The organism is Mycolicibacterium sediminis, assembly GCF_010731735.1.
Lineage (GTDB): Bacteria > Actinomycetota > Actinomycetes > Mycobacteriales > Mycobacteriaceae > Mycobacterium > Mycobacterium sediminis.
The window spans coordinates 5,110,098-5,133,534 of the sequence record NZ_AP022588.1 but is presented as its reverse complement, the minus strand read 5'-3'; the positions used below and the strand labels follow the sequence as shown (position 1 = coordinate 5,133,534).

19 protein-coding genes are annotated in these 23,437 nt (G+C 68.2%); 6 read left to right on the top strand and 13 right to left on the bottom strand.

Going from position 1 to position 23,437, the window contains the following annotated elements; translation table 11 throughout:
* Nucleotides 1-218: 218 nt before the first annotated feature.
* On the top strand, nucleotides 219-1,499 hold the full coding sequence (gene clpX / locus G6N64_RS24445) for an ATP-dependent Clp protease ATP-binding subunit ClpX (protein ID WP_163800414.1): 1,281 nt from the start codon (nucleotides 219-221) through the stop codon (nucleotides 1,497-1,499).
* A 48-nt stretch (nucleotides 1,500-1,547) separates the two neighbouring features.
* On the opposite strand, the gene G6N64_RS24440 is transcribed toward clpX, so the two are convergent.
* Genes G6N64_RS24440 through G6N64_RS24425 form a run of 4 tightly spaced genes read right to left on the bottom strand, consistent with a single transcriptional unit; the run spans nucleotide 1,548 to nucleotide 7,611 of the window.
* A complete protein-coding gene (locus tag G6N64_RS24440) occupies nucleotides 1,548-3,326 on the bottom strand; it encodes an FUSC family protein (protein ID WP_163800413.1) in 1,779 nt (592 codons plus the stop codon).
* Nucleotides 3,327-3,344: 18 nt separating this feature from the next.
* Nucleotides 3,345-4,169: a formate dehydrogenase accessory sulfurtransferase FdhD gene (gene fdhD, locus G6N64_RS24435; RefSeq protein ID WP_163800412.1), complete on the bottom strand. Its 825-nt coding sequence runs from the start codon at nucleotides 4,167-4,169 to the stop codon at nucleotides 3,345-3,347.
* A complete protein-coding gene (locus G6N64_RS24430; RefSeq protein ID WP_246230787.1) occupies nucleotides 4,162-6,507 on the bottom strand; it encodes an FdhF/YdeP family oxidoreductase in 2,346 nt (781 codons plus the stop codon). The genes fdhD and G6N64_RS24430 overlap by 8 nt, the downstream gene beginning before the upstream one ends.
* A gap of 9 nt (nucleotides 6,508-6,516) precedes the next feature.
* Nucleotides 6,517-7,611, bottom strand: coding sequence for an NHL repeat-containing protein (locus G6N64_RS24425; protein WP_163800411.1), 1,095 nt, complete (start codon nucleotides 7,609-7,611; stop codon nucleotides 6,517-6,519).
* A gap of 126 nt (nucleotides 7,612-7,737) precedes the next feature.
* On the opposite strand from G6N64_RS24425, the gene G6N64_RS24420 reads away from it, so the two are divergent.
* Nucleotides 7,738-9,912, top strand: a complete 2,175-nt coding sequence (locus G6N64_RS24420) for a glutamine synthetase III family protein (RefSeq protein ID WP_163800410.1) — start codon at nucleotides 7,738-7,740, stop codon at nucleotides 9,910-9,912.
* A 117-nt stretch (nucleotides 9,913-10,029) separates the two neighbouring features.
* Here the strand turns inward: G6N64_RS24420 and G6N64_RS24415 are convergent, their stop codons facing one another.
* The 8 genes from G6N64_RS24415 to iolC all read right to left on the bottom strand — a co-directional run bounded on the left by G6N64_RS24415 (nucleotide 10,030) and on the right by iolC (nucleotide 18,493).
* On the bottom strand, nucleotides 10,030-10,878 hold the full coding sequence (locus G6N64_RS24415) for a sugar phosphate isomerase/epimerase family protein (protein WP_163800409.1): 849 nt from the start codon (nucleotides 10,876-10,878) through the stop codon (nucleotides 10,030-10,032).
* An 86-nt stretch (nucleotides 10,879-10,964) separates the two neighbouring features.
* Nucleotides 10,965-11,840: a sugar phosphate isomerase/epimerase family protein gene (locus G6N64_RS24410; protein ID WP_163800408.1), complete on the bottom strand. Its 876-nt coding sequence runs from the start codon at nucleotides 11,838-11,840 to the stop codon at nucleotides 10,965-10,967.
* A 1-nt stretch (nucleotide 11,841) separates the two neighbouring features.
* Nucleotides 11,842-12,873, bottom strand: a complete 1,032-nt coding sequence (locus G6N64_RS24405; protein WP_163800407.1) for a Gfo/Idh/MocA family protein — start codon at nucleotides 12,871-12,873, stop codon at nucleotides 11,842-11,844.
* Between the two features lie 15 nt (nucleotides 12,874-12,888).
* The gene (locus G6N64_RS24400) at nucleotides 12,889-13,806 is read right to left on the bottom strand and encodes a sugar phosphate isomerase/epimerase family protein (protein ID WP_163800406.1); all 918 of its coding nucleotides are present in this window, start codon (nucleotides 13,804-13,806) and stop codon (nucleotides 12,889-12,891) included.
* Between the two features lie 14 nt (nucleotides 13,807-13,820).
* Nucleotides 13,821-15,770 (bottom strand): 3D-(3,5/4)-trihydroxycyclohexane-1,2-dione acylhydrolase (decyclizing), encoded by a 1,950-nt coding sequence (gene iolD, locus G6N64_RS24395; RefSeq protein WP_163800405.1) that lies wholly within the window; start codon nucleotides 15,768-15,770, stop codon nucleotides 13,821-13,823.
* A 3-nt stretch (nucleotides 15,771-15,773) separates the two neighbouring features.
* Nucleotides 15,774-16,646, bottom strand: a complete 873-nt coding sequence (gene iolB / locus G6N64_RS24390; RefSeq protein WP_163800404.1) for a 5-deoxy-glucuronate isomerase — start codon at nucleotides 16,644-16,646, stop codon at nucleotides 15,774-15,776.
* A 1-nt stretch (nucleotide 16,647) separates the two neighbouring features.
* Complete coding sequence (locus tag G6N64_RS24385; protein WP_163800403.1) at nucleotides 16,648-17,529, bottom strand: Cgl0159 family (beta/alpha)8-fold protein; 882 nt, start codon at nucleotides 17,527-17,529, stop codon at nucleotides 16,648-16,650.
* Nucleotides 17,522-18,493 carry a 5-dehydro-2-deoxygluconokinase gene (iolC, locus tag G6N64_RS24380; RefSeq protein ID WP_163800402.1) on the bottom strand — a complete coding sequence of 324 codons (972 nt, stop codon included), beginning with the start codon at nucleotides 18,491-18,493 and terminating at the stop codon, nucleotides 17,522-17,524. Before iolC ends, G6N64_RS24385 begins: the two co-directional genes overlap by 8 nt.
* Nucleotides 18,494-18,647: 154 nt before the next feature.
* Between iolC and G6N64_RS24375 the strand changes: the two genes are divergently transcribed.
* From G6N64_RS24375 to G6N64_RS24360, 4 genes are all read left to right on the top strand, one after another.
* Entirely contained in the window at nucleotides 18,648-19,379 is a 732-nt protein-coding gene (locus tag G6N64_RS24375) for a GntR family transcriptional regulator (RefSeq protein ID WP_163800401.1), read from the top strand.
* 168 nt (nucleotides 19,380-19,547) lie between these two features.
* Nucleotides 19,548-20,537 (top strand): substrate-binding domain-containing protein, encoded by a 990-nt coding sequence (locus tag G6N64_RS24370; protein ID WP_163800400.1) that lies wholly within the window; start codon nucleotides 19,548-19,550, stop codon nucleotides 20,535-20,537.
* A gap of 17 nt (nucleotides 20,538-20,554) precedes the next feature.
* Nucleotides 20,555-21,613, top strand: a complete 1,059-nt coding sequence (locus G6N64_RS24365; protein WP_163800399.1) for an ABC transporter permease — start codon at nucleotides 20,555-20,557, stop codon at nucleotides 21,611-21,613.
* Between the two features lie 5 nt (nucleotides 21,614-21,618).
* Complete coding sequence (locus G6N64_RS24360) at nucleotides 21,619-22,440, top strand: ATP-binding cassette domain-containing protein (protein ID WP_163800398.1); 822 nt, start codon at nucleotides 21,619-21,621, stop codon at nucleotides 22,438-22,440.
* Here G6N64_RS24360 and G6N64_RS24355 read toward each other — a convergent pair.
* On the bottom strand, nucleotides 22,437-23,435 hold the full coding sequence (locus tag G6N64_RS24355; RefSeq protein WP_163800397.1) for a sugar phosphate isomerase/epimerase family protein: 999 nt from the start codon (nucleotides 23,433-23,435) through the stop codon (nucleotides 22,437-22,439). The genes G6N64_RS24360 and G6N64_RS24355 overlap by 4 nt on opposite strands.
* Nucleotides 23,436-23,437: the final 2 nt, after the last annotated feature.

Genomic DNA, 23,437 nt, shown 5'->3' with positions numbered 1-23,437 from the left:
TCGGCCGGGTCACGGTGACGACACGCCACTCAGCGGTGGCGCGTCCCACGGGCAGTGCGGCATGGCAGGGGATATGTTCTCCACCTAACGCACGAATATCACCGAGGCGATTCGGCTTCATCGGTCGCCCGGTGCGGGAACGAGCGGGTAGCGTCGGGTGCACACTCGGAGCTACGACAGTTATCGACGTCGATCGCAGAAAGTAGGCCACCAGGACCATGGCTCGCATCGGAGATGGCGGTGATCTGCTCAAGTGCTCGTTCTGCGGCAAGAGTCAGAAGCAGGTCAAGAAGCTCATTGCCGGCCCCGGCGTCTACATCTGCGATGAGTGCATAGACCTGTGCAACGAGATCATCGAAGAAGAACTCGCCGACGCCGATGACGTGAAGCTCGACGAGCTTCCCAAACCGGCCGAGATCCGCGAGTTCCTCGAGGGCTACGTCATCGGTCAGGACACGGCCAAGCGCACGCTGGCGGTGGCCGTCTACAACCACTACAAGCGGATCCAGGCGCAGGAGAAGTCACGCGATTCGCGGGCCGAGCCCGTCGAGCTGGCCAAGTCCAACATCCTGATGCTCGGTCCGACCGGCTGTGGCAAGACCTACCTCGCCCAGACGCTGGCCAAGATGCTCAACGTTCCGTTCGCCATCGCCGACGCCACCGCGCTCACCGAGGCGGGTTACGTCGGCGAGGACGTCGAGAACATCCTGCTGAAGCTCATCCAGGCCGCCGACTACGACGTCAAGCGCGCCGAGACCGGCATCATCTACATCGACGAGGTCGACAAGATCGCCCGCAAGAGCGAGAACCCGTCGATCACCCGCGACGTCTCCGGCGAGGGCGTGCAGCAGGCGCTGCTGAAGATCCTCGAGGGCACGCAGGCGTCGGTGCCCCCGCAGGGCGGACGCAAGCACCCGCACCAGGAGTTCATCCAGATCGACACGACCAACGTGTTGTTCATCGTGGCCGGTGCCTTCGCGGGCCTGGAGAAGATCGTCTCCGACCGCGTCGGCAAGCGCGGACTGGGCTTCGGTGCCGAGGTTCGGTCGAAGGCAGAGATCGACACCCAGGACCACTTCGCCGAGGTCATGCCCGAGGATCTGATCAAGTTCGGCCTGATCCCCGAGTTCATCGGTCGCCTGCCGGTCGTGGCGTCGGTCACCAACCTGGACAAGGAATCGCTCGTCACGATTCTCTCTCAGCCCAAGAACGCCCTGGTCAAGCAGTACTCGCGGCTGTTCGAGATGGACGGCGTGGAGCTGGAATTCGACGAGGAGGCGCTCGACGCCATCGCCGACCAGGCCATCCACCGTGGCACCGGCGCCCGTGGCCTGCGCGCCATCATGGAGGAAGTCCTGCTGCCGGTGATGTACGACATCCCCAGCCGCGACGACGTCGCCAAGGTGGTCGTCACCAAGGAGACCGTGCTGGACAACGTGCTTCCCACGATCGTCCCGCGCAAGCCTCCGCGCAGCGAACGGCGCGACAAGAGCGCCTGACGCACTTCGCACGCACTGAGGGTCGTGATCCACTCCGGATCGCGACCCTCAGTGCATTCGCGGGTCGAGCGCTGCCAGCTGCGATGCGACCACCTCACCGGTGGCGACGCGATCCGCCAGCGAGTCGAGGGTCGCCCGGTACTCGGCGGCGTCGGCGGCCCGCATGGGGTCCGGTCCGCCGCGGTCGACCGACCAGCAGGTCGTGATCGCGAGGTAGGCCAGTCCCTCGGCGGCCGTCACGGTCGTGTCGAGTCGATCGGCGGCCATGCGCTGCCGAGGCGAACCCCCACGTGCCGCCTCGCGTGCGACGGACAGGTCCATGGCGGCGCGCTGCAGGGTGCGCCGCGCCTCGCGGGCGGCCACGGTGCCGGGGCCGTCGCCGGCGAGATGCCCGGCGACGACGGCGACCCGACGCAGGACGTCGGCCACCGCGGCGGGAACCCTGTCGCTCTCCTGCCGGGCGGACGCGAGCAGGAACACGGCGACGCCGACCGAGCAGCCGATCAACGTGTCGAGGCCGCGGTCGACGAGCACGCCGCCGACGTCGACGGGGTGCGACGCCGACGAGACGGTCAGCGCCGCAGCCGTGATGAAGATGCTCGCGAGGACGTAGTTGCGCGTCACGGTCGTCTCGATCGCGAACTGCAGGGCGGCGACCACCAGCGCCAGCCACACACCCTGCGGATGGATCAGCAGGATGCCGGCCGCGAGGGCGAGTCCGATCCACGTTCCGGCGAGCCGCTCGACTCCACGCTGCAGCGTTCCCCGCCGATCCATACCGAGGTGCAGGACGAGGACCGCCGCCGCGATCGCCCAGTAGATGTGGCCGGCGCCGACCAGTGCGGCCAGCGCGCCCGCCACCGGTGCGGCGATCGCGACGCGCACCATCACGCGACGGGTGTGCGCGCCGGGTGTGACCGCGTGGCGCAGCAGTTCAGGTGCCCGGGGCTGACGCAGCGCGGCGCGGTCGGGGTCGCGCCGCCCCACCGTCGCGGGGTCGATCGTCAGCGCCGCCAGCCCGCGTGCGGTGTCGACGGCGCCGTCGGGCACGGGTAGGCCGAGCGCGGCCGCGCGCATCGCGTCGGCGAACAGCACGTGCAGAGCATGAGTGGCCTGGCGCAGCCGGTCGAGGGTGCCACCCGTCGGCACGGTCGCAGCCTGGTGACCGACCAGAATCGTCCACGCCCGGTAGAGCGCCTCGGCCGCCCGGCCACGCGCCAGACCCGCATCGACGGACCCGGCGTGCTCGATGGCCGTGGCCACCGCGTCACCGGCCGCGGAGACGGCCGCCTTCTCCGGCCCGCGGGGGTCGACGAGCACTCCGACCATCTGGGTGGTCCAGGCGATCGCGGCGCCGGCGAGGACGAGCAGGCCGATGTGCCATGGCGGCAGGTGCGACGCCGAGACCCCGATCCCTGCGGCACAGACGATCACGAAGACGTAGGCGCCGGGTGGCCCGACCTCCAGCGCCGAGCACACCCACACCGCCACCACCGCGATCGCCGAGACCACGCCGACCGCCAGCCAGATGACCGGCGCAGCCCAGGCGCCGAGCGTGATCGCGGTGGCCAGGGCGGCGCCGATGGCGGCCAGCTGAACATCGCGGTTCCGATAGGGTCTGCCGCTCCCGAATCGGCACGTGAACGCTCCCAGCGTCGCGATCAGTCCCGCGCCGAGATCGCCTGCCGCCCAGCCGATGAGAATGGGGATTGCCGCGCTGATCGCGGCGCGGGCTCCGTTCGGCCAGCGCGGTGGCGACGGGCGCAGGCGGAACAGGCCGGCGACCGCGCCGACAGCCCGCCGCGGCAGCGGGGGGTCGGCGGGCACAGCGCCACCCTAGTGCCGTCAGTGCGTGACGCGGTCCGGTCGGCTGTAGACGTTCATCGACTGCCCGCGCAGAAAGGCCACCAGCGTCAGCCCGGCCTGCGTCGCGAGGTCGACGGCGAGCGACGACGGGGCGGAGACGGCCGCGAGGACGGGGATGCCCGCCATGACCGCCTTCTGCGTCAGTTCGAAGGATGCCCGCCCGCTGACGAGCAGCACGGTTCCGGTCAACGGGACGCGGCGGTTCTCCAGCGCCCAGCCGATGACCTTGTCGACGGCGTTGTGGCGGCCGATGTCCTCGCGGACGACCAGCATGGTGCCGTCGGCGTCGAACAGCGCCGCGCCGTGCAGTCCGCCGGTGCTGGCGAACACCTTCTGTGCACTGCGCAGCTCGTCGGGCATCGCGGTCAGCGCGTCGGAGGTCACCACCGTCGGGTCGTCGCCGGGGGAGTGGCGGCTCACGGTGCGCACCGCGTCGATCGAACCCTTGCCGCACACGCCGCACGACGAGGTGGTGTAGAAGTTCCGCGTGACGTCGACGTCGGGCATCGGGACGCCGGGCGTCAGTCTCACGTCGAGGACGTTGTAGGTGTTCATGCCGTCATCGCCCGTGCCGCGGCAGTACTCGACGCGGGCGATGTCGTCTCGCCCGCCGATGACGCCCTCGGTGAGCAGGAAGCCCTGTGCGAGTTCGACGTCCGAGCCGGGGGTACGCATGGTGACGGTGAGCGCGCTGCCGTTGAGCCGGATCTCCAGCGGCTCCTCGACGGCGAGCGTCTCGGGCCTGGTGGTCGACGAGTCGGCGGTGAGGTGGCTGGCCTTGCGCCGGGCGGTGACCCTACCCACGGGCGGCGCGGGCTTCCAGCCGGATGGTGACGGCCTTCGACACCGGGGTGTTCGACCGGGCGGCGACGTGGTCGAGCGCCACCAGTGAGTTGGTCTCCGGGTAGTAGGCGGCCGCGTTCCCGACCGGCGTCGAGTACGGCACGATCAGGAAGTCCTCGGCGCGGCGCTCCTCGACGTCACCACTCGCCCCGGTGAATTCGGAGACCAGGTCGACGCGGTCGCCCTCGGAGAAGCCGAGCGCGACGACGTCGTCGGGGTTGACGAAGATCACGCGGCGGCCGCCCTTGACCCCGCGGTAGCGGTCGTCGAGGCCGTAGATCGTGGTGTTGTACTGGTCGTGGCTGCGCAGCGTCTGCAGCACCAGCCGACCCTCGGGGACCGGTATCCACTCCAGCGGGTTGACGGCGAAATTGGCCTTGCCCGTGGTGGTCGGGAACAGGCGCGAATCCCGTGGGGGATGCGGCAGTTGGAACCCGTCGGGCTGGCGCACCTTGCGGTTGTAGTCGTCGCAACCGGGGACGACGGCCGCGATGGCGTCGCGGACGCGGTCGTAGTCGGCCCGCATCTCCTCCCACGGCACGGGGTGGTCGGGACCCAGCAGTGTTCGCGCCAGCTCGGCGACGATCGCCACCTCGGAGCGGACCTGGTCGCTCGGTGGCTGCAGGCTGCCGCGGGACAGATGCACCATCGACATCGAATCCTCCACCGACACCTGCTGTTTGGAGCCCTGCTGCAGGTCCTTGTCGGTACGTCCCAGCGACGGCAGGATGATGGCCGTCGTCCCGTGGACGACGTGGCTGCGGTTCAGCTTCGTCGAGACCTGCACGGTGAGCGAGCACTTGCGCAGCGCCGCCTCCGTCACGTGGGTGTCCGGAGTCGCGAGCGCGAAGTTTCCGCCCATCCCCATGAACACCGAGGCGCGGCCGTCGCGCATCGCCCGGATGGCGTCGACGGTGTCCATGCCGTGCTTGCGGGGGCTGACGATGCCGAACCGGGCGTCCAGCGCCGACAGGAACGTCTCGGGCATCTGCTCCCAGATCCCCATCGTCCGGTCGCCCTGGACGTTGGAGTGCCCACGGACCGGGCAGACCCCGGCGCCGCGCTTGCCGATCATGCCGCGCATCAGCAGCAGATTGGTGAGTTCGGAGATCATCGGCACGGCGTGGCGGTGCTGCGTCAAACCCATTGCCCAGCAGGCGATCGTGCGTTCCGAGGTGATCAGCATCTCGGCTAGCCGGTCGAGCTGGGCGCGGTCGATGCCGGTCGCCTCGAGGACGAGGTCGAGGTCGACCGCGCGCGTTTGTGCCTCGTAGGCCTCGAAGTTCGCACAGTGTTCGGCGACGAAGGCGCGGTCGACGACCGTGCCCGGTGCCCTGTCGTCGGCCTCCAGCAGGAGCCGCCCGAGTCCGGCGAACAGCGCCATGTCGCCGCCGAGGCGAATCTGGACGAACTCGTCGGCGATCCCGATCCCGTTGCCCACGACGCCGTTGACCTTCTGGGGGTCCTTGAACCGCATCAGGCCGGCCTCGGGCAGCGGGTTGATCGCGATGATCTTCGCGCCGTTGGCCTTGGCCTTCTCCAGCACCGAGAGCATGCGGGGATGGTTGGTGCCCGGGTTCTGGCCGGCGATGAGGATGACGTCGGCGTATTCGAGGTCCTCGACCGTCACCGAACCCTTGCCGATGCCGATCGAGTCGACCAGGGACGCACCGGACGACTCGTGGCACATGTTGGAGCAGTCCGGCAGGTTGTTGGTGCCGAAACTGCGCACCAGCAGCTGGTAGGCGAACGCGGCCTCGTTGCTGGTCCGCCCGGAGGTGTAGAACACCGCCTCGTCTGGGCTGTCGAGTGCCCGCAGATGCTCGGCGATCACGTGATACGCGTGATCCCAGCTGATCGGTCGGTAGTGGTCGTCCCCGGCGCGCAGGATCACCGGGTGGGTGATCCGGCCCTGCTGACTGAGCCAGTACTCGGGGCGATCGGCGAGGTCGTCGATCGAGTGGCGGGCGAAGAAGTCGGGCGTGACGACGCGCTTGGTGGCCTCCTCGGCGACGGCCTTGGCGCCGTTCTCGCAGAACTCGGCGAACTTGCGTCCGCCGTGCTCCTCGGGCCAGGCGCACCCCGGGCAGTCGAAGCCCTTGCGCTGGTTCAGCCGGACCAGGGCGGCGGCGGTGCGCAGCGGTCCCATCGAGGTCAGACCGCGCTGCAGCGAGACCATGACGGCCTTGACGCCGGCCGCCTCGTGCTCCGCGCCGGTGGTGACGACCGCGTGTTCGTCGTAGCTGACCGGGATGTCCTTCGCGACGTCGCGGCCCGTCATCAGATGCCGAATGCCCATGGAACCAATCTAGGCCGCGGGATCGACGATCTGCACCACGCCGGCGGTGACGCCGGCGATGAACAGTCGCCCGGTGAGCGGGTCCACGGCCACCGTGTACGGGTTCTGAACGGTGGCGACGCGCTTGACCTCGCGGGGCGTCTCCGTCGCCATGTCGTAGCCGACGACCTCGTTGGTGCCCGACGACGCCACCCAGAGGATGTCGCGCGCCGGATCGTAGGTGATGCCGTAGGGGCCGCCGGGCTGTGCGATCTCGGACAGCGCGCGGGGTTCGGTGCTGAACACGCGGACGGCGTCGCCGCGGGTGTCGGCCGCGATGTAGCGGCCGTGCTTGTCGGCGACGAGGTGGGTCGGCCCGTCACCCGCGGGCGTCGATCCGACGATGGTCAGCTTGTCGGCGTCGTACACGGTGAGGTCGTTCTTCCGGACGTCGAGCATCCCCATCAGATTGCCGACCGGCGCCATGCCCGCCGGTTGCACGCTGTCGGTGAACACCTTGACGATGTCGTCGCCGCGCAGGACGGTCGTGGTCCCGCCGAGTTCGTTGGCGACGAACACCGTGCCGTTCGGTGCCTCGGAGGCGTCGTGCGGGACGGTGCCCGTGATGATCTGCTGCTCAGCCCGGCCGCTGGGTAGATCGACCCTGACGAGGGCGTTCGCACTCTCGACGGGAACGAGCACGGGTCCACCGGGCTTGGCGAGCTGGAGGTGGCGGACCGCGCCCGGCAGCGGTGTCCTACCGGTGACGACCCCGGTGTCGGCGTTGATCAGGACGAGTTCGTCGGGGTTGCGCTTGGCGACCGCGACGGTTCGCGTCTGCTCGTCGGCGACGATGCCCTCCGGTGAGTCGCCCACCGGAACCTGCATGCCGGACGCCGGGCCCGTCAGCGCCGGAGCCCGTTGCGGTTCGGCGGCGGGGGGCAGGTTGTCCGCCGGCGGCCTGCTGCCCTCGGTCGGCACGCCCGGCGGCAGCAGACCCGTCGTGGTCGGCGTGGTCTGCGTCGCGGTCGACGACGACGCGGACGACGACTCTTCGGGTTCGGTCGTACTCGAACATCCGCCGACGAACAGGACCGCGGCCACGAGCAGGGGGAGACGACGCATGCCGATGGTGTACCCCGAATCACGCCGGTGACGCGCGTGTAACGAGTTCGCCACGCAACGTTTCTAGTCTGTGGGCCGGTCACGTCCGCGAAAACGGTTGCGGACGGACGAGGGATAGGAATGACTTTGAGCGGAAACGCAGTCCGTCTGCAGGCGATCACCAACGTCGAGGCGTACGTGCCTCCGGCCATCAGCTTCGACCCGGCCGAGGCGCCGGGAGAGATCTGGGGCGCCAACGTCTTCACCCTGGCCGAGATGCGGCTTCGGTTGCCGAAGGCGGCCTACAAGTCGGTCGTCGCGACGATCGAGAAGGGCGCCAAGCTCGATCCGGCCATCGCCGACTCCGTCGCCTCGGTGATGAAGGACTGGGCGCTGTCCAAGGGCGCCACTCACTACGCGCACGTCTTCTACCCCATGACCGGCCTCACCGCGGAGAAGCACGACAGCTTCCTCGAGCCCGTCGGCGACGGTCAGACGTTGGCGGAGTTCGCGGGCAAGACCCTCATCCAGGGTGAGCCCGACGCGTCGAGCTTCCCGTCGGGCGGTCTGCGCAGCACCTTCGAGGCACGCGGTTACACCGGCTGGGACGTCACCAGCCCCGCGTACATCCTGGAGAACCCCAACGGGAACACGCTGTGCATCCCGACGGTGTTCGTGTCCATGACCGGTGAGGCCCTGGACTACAAGACGCCGCTGCTGCGCAGCCAGCAGGCGATGGGCGCGCAGGCAGAGCGCATCCTGCGCCTGTTCGGCCACGAGGACTTCGATCACATCGTGTCGTTCTGCGGACCTGAGCAGGAGTACTTCCTGATCGACCGGCACTTCTTCCTGGCTCGTCCCGACCTGATCAACTCGGGCCGAACGCTGTTCGGCGCCAAGCCGCCGAAGGGCCAGGAGTTCGACGACCACTACTTCGGCGCCATCCCCGACCGGGTGCTCGGCTTCATGATGGACACCGAGCGCGAGCTGTTCAAGCTCGGCATCCCGGCGAAGACGCGGCACAACGAGGTCGCGCCGGGTCAGTTCGAGATCGCGCCCATGTTCGAGAAGGCCAACATCGCCGCCGATCACCAGCAGCTGCTGATGACGACCTTCAAGAACATCGCCAAGAAGCACGGCATGGAGTGCCTCTTCCACGAGAAGCCGTTCGCCGGCGTCAACGGATCGGGCAAGCACGTCAACTTCTCGCTGGGCAACGCCCAGTTCGGCAGCCTGCTGGTGCCCGGTGACACGCCCCACGAGAACGCCCAGTTCCTGGTGTTCTGCGCCGCGGTCATCCGCGCCGTGCACAAGTTCTCCGGCCTGCTGCGCGTGTCGGTGGCGTCGGCCACCAACGATCACCGCCTCGGCGCCAACGAGGCACCGCCCGCGATCATCTCGATCTTCCTCGGCGACCAGCTCGCCGACGTGTTCGAGCAGATCGCCAAGGGAGCGGCCACGTCCTCGAAGGGCAAGGGCAGCATGATCATCGGCGTCGACACCCTTCCGGTGTTGCCGACCGACCCGGGCGACCGCAACCGCACCAGCCCGTTCGCCTTCACCGGCAACCGCTTCGAGTTCCGCGCGCCGGGCTCGGGTCAGACCATCAACGTGCCGATGATCATCCTCAACACGATCATGGCCGACTCGCTGGACTACATGGCGACGTGGTTGGAGAAGGCCGTCGGCGAGGGCGAGGACTTCGACATGGCCGTGCAGAAGCTGCTGACGGAGATCATCACCGAGCACGGTGCGGTCGTCTTCAACGGTGACGGCTACTCGGACAACTGGGCGGTCGAGGCCGAGGCGCGCGGGTTGCCGAACCTCAAGATGACGTTGGACGCCATCCCGGAACTGGGCAAGCCCGAGGCGATCGAGGTCTTCGAGAAGTACGGCGTCTTCAACGCGCGCGAGCTGCACAGCCGCGAAGAGGTCCGCTACGAGATGTACGCGCTGACGGTCGGCGTCGAGGCGAAGCTGACCCTTGAGATGGGGTCGACCGTGATCCTGCCCGCGGCGATCCGGTACCAGACGGAGTTGGCGCAGAACGTCGCGACGCTGAAGGCGGCGGGAGTCGAACCCGACCTGACGATGCTGCAGACGGTGTCGGCGCCCATCTCGGACCTGACGGCCGCCCTGACGGCGCTCAAGGCCGGCATGGACGCCCATGGCGGAGACACCGCCGCCGAGGAGGCCGCGCACGCGCAGAGCCTGCTGGCCCTGATGGACGACGTCCGTTGGGCCGCAGACACGTTGGAGAACCTCGTCGCCGACGACCTCTGGCCGCTCCCCACCTACCAGGAGATGCTCTACATCCTCTGAGTCCACCCCTTCTGAGGTCACCTCCTTCCGCGAGCGTGCGTGTCTGCGGGCGACACGCCGAGTCAGAACCTGACTATGCGCACGCTCGCGGGAAGGCCGGGACGTGCACCCTGCCGGCTACAGCACCGCCCGAGCGGTGTCGGCCGCGGCCCGAAGCGCCTCTGCGACGGGCAGTGCACGGAAATCGTCGGACAGGATCTCGACGCCCCAGGGTCCATCGAAGCCGCTGTCGCGCAGCACACTCACCAGACCTGGCAGATCGAACTCGCCCTCGCCGCACAGCAGGCGGTTGTGCACCGTGTCCTCGAATAGGGTGCCGTCGACCTCGTCGGCGGCATCGTCGAGTTCGACGCCGAACACCATCCCCGGCGTCAGGGCGTCGCTCAGCTCGTCGAGTGACGTGCCCGCGCGAAAGACGTGCCACGCGTCGACCAGCAGGCCTACGCCGGGATGGTCTGCGGCGGTGACGATGTCGGCACCCATCGGCACCGTGGCGATGCGCGAGAACGGCATGGTTTCGATCGCGATCCTGGTGCCGTGGGTGGCGGCTTCGTCGGCCAGTCGCCGCAACTGCTCGATGAGTTCATCGGGTCGTGTGGCCGGCGGGCCGAGTTCCGATCCGATCTTGATGAACGCCGGTCTCAGGACGTCCGCCGCGTCGAACAGCAACTCGCGCACCTCGTACGAGTGGCCGTCGGCGCCGCGGGGGATCCACCAGCGTTCGATGAGTTCGATCTCGGCGTGCGTCAGCCCCGCGGCGTCGATCAGGCTCCGCAGTTGGGAGAAGCCGATCGAGTCGCGGATGACCCGGAGGTCGTCCTGAATCAGACCCATGCCGACGTACCCCGCTTCGGCGATCGCCTTGATGCGCTCGGCGATCGGCACGGGGCTGACCGGCGGGACGTGCATCGGCGACGTGTCGCCGGCACTCGTCCACGCGGTCGCGACGAGTCGGGATTCGGCCATGAGGTTCCTAGGTCGCGAGCGTGCGCATAGTCAGGTTCTCATCCGGCGTGTCGCCCGCAGACACGCACGCTCGCGGAGAAGGAGATCTACCCCCGATGCTTGGCGACGTACTCGGTCATCGTCTTGAGCTGGTAGCGCGAGACGTCGTGGGCGGTCTCGTCCTCGGCGAACACCGAGGACACCATGACGGTGTCGTCACGGTCGTAGAAGCCGAGTTCGCCCAGGCCGCCGAAGAACTCGTCCCAGTCGACGTCGCCGTCGCCGATCTTGAGGTGCTGGTGCACCCGCACCGGGTTGCCCGGCGGGTTCGTGATGTAACGGAGCCCGTGGCTGCGGTGGTGGTCCATCGTGTCCGCGACGTGGACGAGACGCAGCTTGTCACCGGCGGCCCGCATGATGTCGGCCATCGCGCCACCCATGTGGAACGTGTGGCACGCGACGTACACCATCCCGATGTTCGGCGAGTTGACGCCGCGGATGATCCGCAGCGCCTCCATGCCGTCCTCGACGAAGTCGTCGGGGTGCGGGTCGATCCGGACGTCGATGCCCTCGCGTTCGAAGATCGGCACGAGTTCCTCCATCGACCGGAAGAACGCTCGCTCGGACTCCTCGGCGCGCTCGGGGCGGCCGGAGAACTCGGTGTTGATCACGTCGACGCCGAGGTCGACGGTGATCTGCACGACCCGCTTCCAGTTGCGTACCGCCGCCTCGCGGGCGTCCTCGTCGGGACCGGACCACCGCAACACGGGAAGCACCGACGCGATGCCGACGCCCGCATCGGCGCACGCCGTGCGGAACTTGGCCACCAGGTCGTCATCCGCGCGGGGGTGGTTGAAGAAGGGGATGAAGTCCCGGTGCGGGGTGAGCTGGAGGTACTCGTAGCCCAATTCGGCCACCAGCGCCGGGAGTTCGAGCAGCTCGTAGTCGTGGTGGAACGGCGTCGGGTCGAGGGCGATCTTCACGTCAGGCCCCCGGAATCGTTCTGCGATCGACCATCTGAACGTCGACGGGCTGTCCGCTGTTCAGCGACTCCACGCCGGCCTCGCACACGGCAGCCGCGGCATAGCCGTCCCACGCGCTCGGTCCGTCGGTGAAGTCCCCGGTGTTCCGTCCGCGGTGCACCGCGTCGACCCACCGCTGGAACTCCGTGTCGTAGGCCTGGCCGAAGCGCTCACGGAACCCGGGGGTGATCTGTCCGCCCCACGTCCCTCCTGCGCCCTTGCGGACCAGCCCGACATCCATGCCGATCATCGCGCTGCCCCGCTCGGCGACCACCTCGGTACGCACCTCGTAGGCGATTCCGGTGGTGACGAACAGCTCCACGTCGACGTGCTTGCCCGACGTGGTGCGCATGATCGCGATCTGCGGGTCGGCCAGCCCCCGGGGCGCAGCCGGATTCGGCTGCGGCTTGATGATCTGAATCGAGGCGATCTCCTCGCCGAACAGGAAGCGCGTGACGTCCACCTCGTGCACCAGCGAATCCCGCACGATCATCGCGCTGTCGAACGAAGGCGGTACGGCCGGGTTGCGATGGGCGCAGTGCAGCACCAGCGGGAGGCCGAGTTCGTCGCCGTCGAGCAGCGCCTTCAGCGCCGCGTACTCGTGATCGAAGCGGCGCATGAAGCCGACTTGGATCAACCTGGTCGAGAGTTCGGCTTCGCGCTTGACGACGTCGAGGGCGGTGGACACGTCGGTGGTCAACGGCTTCTCGCACATCACGGGCTTCGTGTGCTCGAGGCAGGCCAGCAGCTGCTTTTCGTGGGTGGGCCCCGGCGTGGCGAGCACGACGGCGTCGACGTCCGGGTCGGCGATGGCGTCGAGGGGATCGGCGATGGCACGGCACCCCGGGATGGTCGCCGCGAGTTGCTCGGCCTTGTCGGCGACGTAGTCGTTCACCACCGTCACACGGGCACCGGAGATCCTCGAACTCAACCGAACGACGTGGTCGGCGCCCATGACGCCGACGCCCAGGACGGCCACGCGTAGGTCAGACATCTGTTCTGGTCCTTACTAGTTGAAGCGGACGGACGGGACGCCGCAGGATCCGAGGTACTTCCGGGTGCGCTGGGCGATGGGCAGGGGTGCGTCGACGGCGCAGGGGTACATGTCCTGCTCGACGATGGCGAAGACGTCGATGCCGAGCCTCTCGATGGCCTCGAGCAGCGGCGGCATGTCCGGGATGCCCAGCGGGGGTTCGGTCATGGCGCCGAGCTTGACGGCCTCGCCGAACGGCAGGTCCTCGGCCTCGACCTTGGCGCGCACCACGGGGTCGACCTGCTTGAGGTGCAGGTAGCCGATGCGCTCGGGTGCGCGCTCGATGATCGCGATGTTGTCACCGCCGCAGTAGCTGATGTGGCCGGTGTCCAGGCACAGGTTGACGAACTCGCCGTCCGTGCCGTCGAGGAAGCGGTAGACGTTCTCCTCGGTGTCGACGTGGCTGTCGGCGTGCGGGTGGTACTGCGCACGGACGCCGTACTTCTCGAACATGGCCCTACCCAGTTCGTTCATGCCCTGGGTCTTCTTGCGCCACTGCTCGGGGGTCAGCGTGCGGTCCTCGAGCACGGCACCGGTGGCGGGATCGCGCCACATCTCGGGGATGACGACGACGTGCTTGCCGCCGACCGCGGCGGTCAACTTCGCGACGTCCTCGATCTGCGCCCACACCGCGTCCCAGGAGTCATCCTGGTGCAGGTGCTCGAACACCGTTCCCGCCGAGAGCTTCAGGTTGCGAGAGGCCAGTTCGTCGGACAGCGTGTCGGGATCGGTTGGCAGGTAGCCGAACGGTCCCAGCTCGATCCACTGATAGCCGGACGCGGCGACCTCGTCGAGGAACCGGGTGTAGGGGGTCTGGTTCGGGTCGTCGGGAAACCAGACGCCCCACGAGTCGGGGGCTGACCCCACCAGGATCTTGCTCGAGCCGTTGCTCATGGTTCTCGTACCTCTCAGGATTCGGTGGGACGGACGAAGGGCCGCTGGATCTTCTTCCAGTCGGCATAGGTTTCGTAGGCGGTTCGGGTGGACTCCAGCGTGGACGTCTCGGATACCGGTACGTCCCACCATGACTCGCTGTCTGGCGCGAAGATCATCGGGTCGGTCTCGACGTGGATCACGGTCGTGCTGTCGCTGGCCTTCGCGACCTTGACCGCATCGGTGAACTCGGCGGCGGTGACGACGCGGATGACGTCGGCCCCCAGGCTGGCGGCGTTCGCGGCCAGGTCCACCGGGAGCTTGTCGCCGTCGAGCCGACCGTCGTCCGACCGGTATCGGTAGGCGGTGCCGAACCGCTGCGAGCCCAGCGCCTCGGAGAGCCCGCCGATGGACGCGAAGCCGTGGTTCTGCACGAGCACCACGATGACCTTGACGTTCTCCTGCACGGCGGTGACGAGTTCGGTCGCCATCATCAGGTACGAGCCGTCGCCGACCATGACGAACACGTCGCGGTCCGGCTCGGCCATCTTGGCGCCGATGCCGCCGGCGATCTCGTAACCCATGCAGGAGTAGCCGTATTCGACGTGGTAGCCCTTGCGGTCGCGGGTGCGCCACAGCTTGTGCAGGTCGCCGGGCATGGAACCGGCGGCACACACCACGACGTCGCGCGGATCGGACAGCGAGTTGGCCAGGCCGATCACCTGGTTCTGGTTCAGCGCCGCGCCGTCGTCGACCCGGTAGACCGCGGAGACGGTGTCCTCCCACTCCGTCGCGAGATCGGCCGTGCGGGTGCGGTACTCGTCGCTGACGGAGTAGTCGCCGAGCGCCTCGCCCAATGCCTCGATCGCCTCCCGCGCATCGGAGACGACGCTGACGCCGCCCTGCTTGACCGAGTCGATCGACGCGACGTTGACGTTGACGAAGCGTACGTCCGGATCGTTGAAGGCCGTCCGCGAGGCGCTGGTGAAGTCGCTGTAGCGGGTACCGATCCCGATGACGACGTCGGCCTCGGTGGCCAGCGCGTTGGCAGCGGTGGTGCCGGTGGAACCGATGGCGCCGACGGACTGCGGGTGGTCGTAGGGGATTGATCCCTTGCCCGCCTGGCTCTGACCGACGGGGATGCCGGTCTTCTCGCAGAACGCGGCGAGAGCCTCGGTGGCGTCGGAGTAGATGACGCCACCGCCGGCGACGATGAGCGGCTTGCGGGCCGACCGGATGACCTCGGCCGCCCGGGCGATCACCGAGCGTTCCGGCAGCGGGCGTGCGACGTGCCAGGTGCGCGGAGCGAACAGCGATTCCGGCCAGTCGTGGGCCTCGGCCTGTACGTCCTGGGGAATGGCGACGGTGGCCGCGCCGGTCTCGACCGGGTCGGTGAGCACCCGCATCGCGCCCAGCAGGGCGCCGGGTAGCTGCTCGGGCCGCCACACCCGGTCGAAGTAGCGCGACAGCGGCTTGAAGGCGTCGTTGACGGTGACGTCGCCGGAGGACGGCAGCTCGAGTTCCTGCAGTACGGGCGAACTCGCGCGGGTGGCGAACGTGTCGGCCGGCAGCAGCAGGACCGGCAGCCGGTTGATCGTGGCCAGGGCCGCGCCGGTGAGCATGTTGGTGGCACCGGGTCCGACGCTGGCGGTGACGGCCCAGGTCTGCAGCCGGTCCTTCTGCCGCGCGTAGGCGACGGCGCTGTGCACCATGGCCTGCTCGTTGCGGCCGAGGACGTAGCGCAGGTGCGGCTCGGTGCCGTTCTCGGCCGCCGTGATCTCGTCCTGCAGGAGCGCCTGGCCGATGCCCGCGACGTTGCCGTGGCCGAAGATGCCGAACGCGCCGGCGAAGAACTTGGTGCGCACGCCGTCGTGCTCGACGTACTGGTTGCCGAGGAACCGAACGGTGGCCTGCGCCACGGTGAGTCGGACGGTCGACTCGCCGTCGGCGATCTTCTCGGCCCGCTTGGGTGCGGTGGAAACCATGGATCAGGCTCCTGTTCTGGGGGCGTGCAGGGGCAGTCGAGGATCCACGGCCTGGTCGTCCCAGGTGCCGCGGAGCCATGCGTGTTCGGGGTCGTCGACGATCTTCCAGGCGCGTTCGGCGCCCGGTCCGGCCATCACGTTCAGGTAGTACATGTGGTAACCGGGGGCGGCGACCGACGGGCCGTGATAACCGTGCGGCACCAGGACGACGTCGCCGGTGCGGACCTCCTCGAGCACCTCGATCGGACGGTCGGGTGTGCCGTACACGCGGTGGTAGCCAAAGCCCCTGGAACCGTCCGGTCCACCTGCGATCTCGAAGTAGTAGATCTCCTCGAGTTCCGATTGTGTCGGGGTGTTCTCGTCGTGCTTGTGCGCGGGGTAGCTCGACCAGTTGCCGCCGGGCGTGATCACCTCGCACGCGATCAGCGAGTCGGCCTCGAAGACGCCTGCCGTGCCGAAGTTGTGCACCTGACGGCTGCAGTTGCCCGCGCCGCGCAGCTCGACCGACACGTCGGCGGCCGCCACGCGGCGGTTGGGGAAGGCGTTCTTCGCCTTGGCCCCGCAGATCGCGAATCGCCCCGAGCCGGACAGTACGTATGTCTGCGAGATGCCTAGGTAGACCATGTCGCTCGGACCGTCGAACACCGATGCGCGCGGCGCCAACTCGAAGGTCTCGCCGCCACACGAGACGGATCCGCCACCGGCGAGGGGGAGGATCATCACCTCGGTGTCGCCCGTGCCGAGTTCGACGGATCGGCCGTCGCCCAATTCGACCACGTGAAGCGATGATTCGGTCCAGCCGGCCGTCTCCGGGGTGACGTCGACGGTGAAGGGCGCGGCCGCACTGCCGGCCGGGACGTACAGCTTGCTGTGCATGTCAGCGCACCAGCGAGACGGCGGTGGCGACGGCGGAACTCACGTCGTCGTCGGATGGATAGAGCAGGGTGCGCCCGACGATCAGTCCGCGGACCGACGGCAGGCTCAGCGCCTTCTCCCACGAGGCGAAGGCCTCGTCGGGGTTGACGGGGTCGCCGCCGAGCAGAAGTGTCGGGAGGGTCGTCGAGTCCATGACCCTGTCCATCTCCGGGACGACCGGCAGCTTCATCCACGTGTACGCCGACGTCGCGCCAAGACCCTGACCGATGTGCACCGACTTGATCACCGCGTCGGGGCTGAGGTCGTTGCGGACCTTGCCGTCGACGCGGCTCGACATGAAGGGTTCGAGCATCGCGATGAGGCCACGGGCGGCGAGTTCGTCGACGGCCTTGGCGCACGCCGCCATGGTGGCGACGGTGCCCGGATCGTCGAGGGCGATGCGGCACAGCATCTTCCCGCCGTTCATCTTCGCCGTGGCGGTCGACTCCGCGGTGGCTGCGGTCATCTGGTCGTCGAACTCGAACGACGAGCCGGCCAGTCCGCCGCGGTTGAACGAGGAGAAGACGACCTTGTCCTCGAGCGCGCCGAGCAGCAGCAGGTCGTCGAGGATGTCGGAGGTGGCGAGCACGCCGTCGACGCCCGGATCGGCCAGCGCGGCGCGCAGTCGGTCGAGCAGGTCGGTGCGGCTGTTCATCGCGGTCGGGCGGTTCCCGACGGCCAGTGCGCCGCGAGCGGGGTGGTCGGCGGCCACGATCATCAGCCGGCCGTCGCCACGGATGGTCGGACGGGTGGTGCGCGACTCCCAGGCGCGGGCCACCGCACCGGGGTCGGCGGCGCGCAGGTCCGTGAGAGCGGCGTAGTCGGTGCACAGCGCGTTAGACATTGACGGCCTCCTCGGCGGTCCGCTCGGCGAGTTCGGCGACCTCGGCAGCGGTCGGCATCGCGGTCGAGCACTCGAGCCGGGAGGCGACGATGGCGCCTGCGGCATTGGCGTAGCGCAGCGTCTTCTCCATCGGCCAGCCGCGGAGCAGGCCATGAATCAGGCTGCCGCCGAAGCTGTCCCCGGCGCCGAGGCCGTTGACGACGTCGACCTCGTTGGGCGGCACGGTCACCGAGCTGTGCTTGGTCTTGCCCAGCACGCCACGGGGGCCCTGCTTGACGATCGCCAGTTCGACGCCGAGGTCGAGCAGCGCGTCAGCGGCCTTGCGCGGGTTGCTCTCGCCGACGGCGATCTCGCACTCCTCGCGATTGCCGACGGCAACGGTCACGTGCTGAAGCGCCCGCTGGACCTGCTCGGTCGCCGCGGCGGGTGACTCCCAGAACATCGGGCGGTAGTCGAGGTCGAGGACCGTCAGGGGGGCACGCCCTCTGGCCTCCCATGCCGCGAAGTGCGCACTACGGCTGGGCTCTTCGGACAGTCCGGTCACCGTCGACCAGTACAGCCGGGCCGACGTGATCGCGTCGCGGTCGAGTTCGTCGGCCGTGATCTGCAGGTCGGGGGCGCTGGGCTTGCGGTAGAAGTACAGCGGGAAGTCGTCGGGCGGGAAGATCTCGCAGAACGTCACCGGCGTCGGGTAGGCGTCGTGGGTCGCGACGTAGCGGTTGTCGACGCCGAGGCGCGCGAGTTCGGCGCGAACGAACCGTCCGAACGGGTCGTCGCCGACGCCGGAGATCAGCCCGGTGGTGTTGCCCAGCCGTGCCGCGGCCACCGCGACGTTGGCCGCGCTGCCGCCGAGGAACTTGCCGAACGACTCGACGTGTTCGAGGCCGACGCCGACCTGCAGCGGGTAGACGTCGACGCCGCTGCGCCCGATGGCGAGGACGTCGAACGGTGATGAGGTGGACAAGTCGGCTCCCCTGAACGTGATGTGTTGGGCTCGCCCACGACTGTGCCCTCCATCACTAAGTTCTGTCAAGACTTTGTCCTGACAATCGGACTTGTTGTCATGGCGGTGTTACCCTAGGGGCCACTTTGTCTGGTCACCCGAGATCGGAGCCGACGTGCCGCTTGATGTCGAACTCGACCGGTCGAGTCCCGTCCCGCTGTATTACCAGCTGGCGCAAGCCATCGAGTCGGCCATCCGAGATGGCCACCTGGCGCCGGGGGACCGCTTCGAGAACGAACTCGACCTGGCCAAGCGCCTCACGCTGTCACGTCCCACGACCCGGCGCGCGATCCAGGAGATCGTCGACAAGGGTCTGCTGGTCCGCAAGCGCGGGGTGGGCACGCAGGTGGTGCAGAACCCCGTGCACCGCCGTGTCGAGTTGACCAGCCTGTTCGACGACCTCACCCGCGGCGGCCAGGAGCCGACGACGGAACTGCTCGACTATCGGGTGGGCACGGCCGACGACGAGGTGGCGACCCAGCTCAGCCTGCCCGCCGGCCACGAGGTCGTCACCATCCAGCGGCTGCGTTGTGCAAACGGCGAACCGCTCGCGGTGATGGTCAACTACCTGCCCGTCGACCTCGCGCCGGACGCGGGGGAACTCGAACGCAGCGGGCTGTACCAGGCGCTGCGGGCCCGCGGCGTGCACATCCGGCTCGCCAGGCAGCGCATCGGCGCTCGCCCCGCGAGCCGTACCGAGGCGAAGCTGCTGACCGAGAAGGTCGGTGCGCCACTGCTGTCGATGAGCCGCACCGCGTTCGACGACTCCGGCAAGGCGGTCGAGTACGGCGATCACTGCTACCGCGCCTCGCGGTACTTCTTCGAGACGACGCTCGTCGACCGCTGAGGCGTCGCAGGTCATCCCGGTTCATGGGTGATCGGGCGGCGTAGCATCGGCGCCCGTCAGCAAATGACGTGCAGTCCTATTGTCCGAACAAAGTGTTGACTTTCCGCTGTGACCCGTATTACATCGTCTGCAGGGCCGTGACACACGGCACCGCAGACGGGAGAGACGATGAAGTTCATTCGGCTGGCGGCCATCGCCGGAGCGGGCGTGTTGGCGCTGGGGTTGGTGTCGTGTTCGTCGACCGGCGGCAAGCCCGCGGGGTCGGGTGAGGGGTCGGGCGGAGGCACCGTCGATACGCCTCGCATGGTCGTCGCCATGATCACCCACGAGGTCCCCGGTGACTCGTTCTGGGACCTGATCCGCAAGGGCGCCGAAGCCGCGGCGAAGAAGGACAACATCGAGCTGCGCTACTCGAACGACCCCGAGGCGCCGAATCAGGCGAACCTCGTCCAGAGCGCGATCGACAGCGGCGTCGACGGCATCGCCGTCACCCTCGCCAAGCCGGACGCCATGGCGCCTGCCGTCAAGGCCGCCGAGGCCAAGGGCATCCCCGTCGTCGCATTCAACTCCGGCTTCGACAACTTCAAGTCGATGGGCGTCCAGGAGTACTTCGGCCAGGACGAGAAGCTGGCGGGCATCGCGGCAGGCGAGAAGCTCAACGCCGACGGCGCGAAGAAGGTCGTCTGCGTCATCCAGGAGCAGGGCCAGGTCGCACTCGAATCCCGTTGCGCGGGAGTGCGGCAGGGGTTCAAGGGTGAGAGCGAGATCCTGAACGTCAACAGCAAGGACATGCCGTCGGTCGAGGCGACCATCACCGCCAAGCTGCAGCAGGATCCGTCCGTCGACCACATCGTCGCCCTCGGCGCGCCGATCGCGCTGACCGCCGTCCAGTCGGTCGGCAACGCAGGCAGCCAGGCGAAGATCGTCACGTTCGACACCAACGCCGCGCTCGTCGACGCCATCAAGGGCGGTCAGGTGCAGTGGGCGGTCGACCAGCAGCCGTACCTGCAGGGCTACCTCGCCATCGACGCGCTGTGGCTGTTCGTCAACAACAAGAACCTCATCGGCGGTGGCGAACCCACGCTGACCGGACCGTCGTTCATCGACCAGGGCAACATCGACGCCGTCGCAGAGCTGGCCAAGGCCGGAACTCGCTAGGAACGGGAAGAACTGACATGAGTACGCAGGCAGACCTCACCATCACCGACCAGAAGGTCGTCCGCGACGAGCGCGTCAAGGAGCGCAATCGGGCTCAGCGCCTACTGATTCGGCCCGAGATGGGCGCCGGGATCGGTGCCATCGGCATCTTCGTCTTCTTCCTCGTCGTCGCGGCGCCGTTCCGGGAGGCGGCCTCCCTGGCCACCGTGCTGTACGCGAGTTCCACCATCGGCATCATGGCGTGCGGCGTGGCGGTGCTGATGATCGGTGGCGAGTTCGATCTGTCGGCAGGCGTGGCGGTGACGTTCAGTTCGCTGGCCGCATCGATGCTCGCCTACAACCTGCACCTGAATCTGTGGGCGGGTGCGGCGCTGGCGCTGGTCCTGGCGCTCGCAGTGGGCTTCCTCAATGGCTACCTGGTGATGAAGACCAAGATCCCGAGCTTCCTGATCACGCTGAGTTCGTTCTTCATGCTCGCCGGCATCAACCTCGCCGTCACCAAGCTGGTCGCCGGCCAGGTCGCGACCCAGAGCGTCAGCGACATGCAGGGATTCGAGTCGGCGCGAGCGGTGTTCGCATCGTCGTTCACCGTGTTCGGCGTCGGCATCCGCGTCACCGTCGTGTGGTGGCTGGTCTTCACGGCGGTCGCGACGTGGGTGTTGTTCAAGACCAAGATCGGCAACTGGATATTCGCGGTGGGCGGCGACTCCGACAGTGCCCGCGCCGTCGGCGTGCCGGTCACCAAGGTGAAGATCGGCCTGTTCATGTTCGTCGGGTTCTGCGCCTGGTTCGTCGGCATGCACCTGCTGTTCGCCTTCAACACCGTGCAGTCGGGACAGGGCATCGGCAACGAGTTCTTCTACATCATCGCCGCGGTGATCGGCGGATGCCTGCTGACCGGCGGCTACGGCACGGCGATCGGCGCCGCCATCGGCGCGTTCATCTTCGGCATGACGAACCAGGGCATCGTCTACGCCGGTTGGGATCCGGACTGGTTCAAGTTCTTCCTGGGCGCGATGCTGCTGTTCGCGGTCATCGCCAACAACGCCTTCCGCAACTACGCATCGAAGAGGTGACGGACATGACCGCGACAGTCGAGGCCTCCGCCAACGAGGCGCCCTCCGGCGGCAAGGTGCCGCTGGTCGAGCTGAAGAACGTGGGCAAGACCTACGGGAACATCACCGCGCTGAAGGACATCTGCCTGCGAGTGCATGCCGGCGAGGTCACCGGCATCCTCGGCGACAACGGTGCTGGCAAGTCCACTCTCATCAAGATCATCTCGGGTCTGCACCAGCAGAGCGACGGCGAACTGCTCGTCGACGGGGAACCGATGAAGTTCGGGTCACCCGCCGACGCACTGGCCAAGGGCATCGCCACGGTCTACCAGAACCTGGCCGTCGTCCCGCTGATGCCGGTGTGGCGCAACTTCTTCCTGGGCCAGGAAGTGCGCAAGAAGTCCTTCCCGTTCTCGTTGGACGCCAACGCCATGCGCGCCACCACCTTGGCGGAGCTGTCGAAGATGGGCATCGAACTGCCCGACGTCGACGCGCCGATCGGGTCGCTGTCGGGCGGTCAGCGCCAGTGCGTGGCGATCGCCCGCGCGGTGTTCTTCGGTGCCCGGGTGCTGATCCTCGACGAGCCCACCGCGGCGTTGGGCGTGAAGCAGTCCGGCGTGGTGCTGAAGTACATCACCGCCGCCAAGGAGGCGGGCTTCGGCGTCGTGTTCATCACCCACAACCCGCACCACGCGCACATGGTGGGCGACCACTTCGTGCTGCTCAACCGCGGGCGGCAGAAGCTCGACTGCGCCTACGAGGACATCACGCTCGACCACCTCACCCAGGAGATGGCCGGCGGCGACGAACTCGAGGCGCTGACGCACGAGCTGGGCCGCAAGTCCTAGACCAGCGCGGCGTCGGCGGCCTTGAGCACGTCGGCCGCCACCGCGATGCCCTCGATGCGGCCGAGTTCGGTGTCCTCGTGCTCGATGTTGACCAGCATGTCCGGGTCGACCTCCTGCAGGGCGCGCAGGAACTCGGTCCAGTAGGCGGTGTCGTGGCCCTTGCCGAGTGCGACGAAGTCCCACGCGGACTCCTTCGGCCACTCGTTGGCCCACTCGTCGTCACCGAGATTGGTGCGGGGCTCCTCCGGCGACAGTCGACGGAAGCCGTTGTCCAGCACGCCGTTCAGCGCTGCGTACTCAGGGTTCACGCGGACGTCCTTGGCTGCTGCGTGGACCACGAGGTCCCCGAGGTGGCGGACGACGGCCACGGGATCCATCTGCTGCCAGAACAGGTGTGACGCGTCGAGTTCCACGCCGACGTTGGTGGTGCCGGCGAGTTCGACGAGCTGGTGCATGGTCGCACTGTTGAACACGACGTTCTGCGGATGCAGCTCGAGGGCGACCTTCACGTCGCTGTCACGGGCCAGCGCGTCGATCTCGCGCCAGAAGTCGGCGACGATCGCCCACTGGTGGTCGAGGACGTCGAGTGCGGCCGAGTTCCAGGCGTTGACGATCCAGTTGGTGCGTGTCGCCGAGGGTTCGCCACCGGGCAGGCCGGACATGGTGACGACGCGATGCTGGCCGAGTCGCTCGGCGAGACGGATCGATCGGCGGACGTCCTCGGCGTGCTTCGGACCGATGTCCGGGTTCGGGTGCAGGGGATTGCCGTTGCAGTTCAGCCCGGCGATGGACACTCCCGTGCCCTCGAAGACGCCGAGGTAGTCGTCGCGTGCGGCGTCACTGACCAGGATGTCGTCGAAGGTCGGGACGTGCACCGGGGGTAGGAATCCGCCGGTGTTGATCTCGATGCCGGTGAGGCCGACGTCGGCGATGGCCGCGAGGGCGTCGGGCAGTGGCCGGTCGTGGAGGATGGCGTCGTAGAGGCCGAGCTTCATCG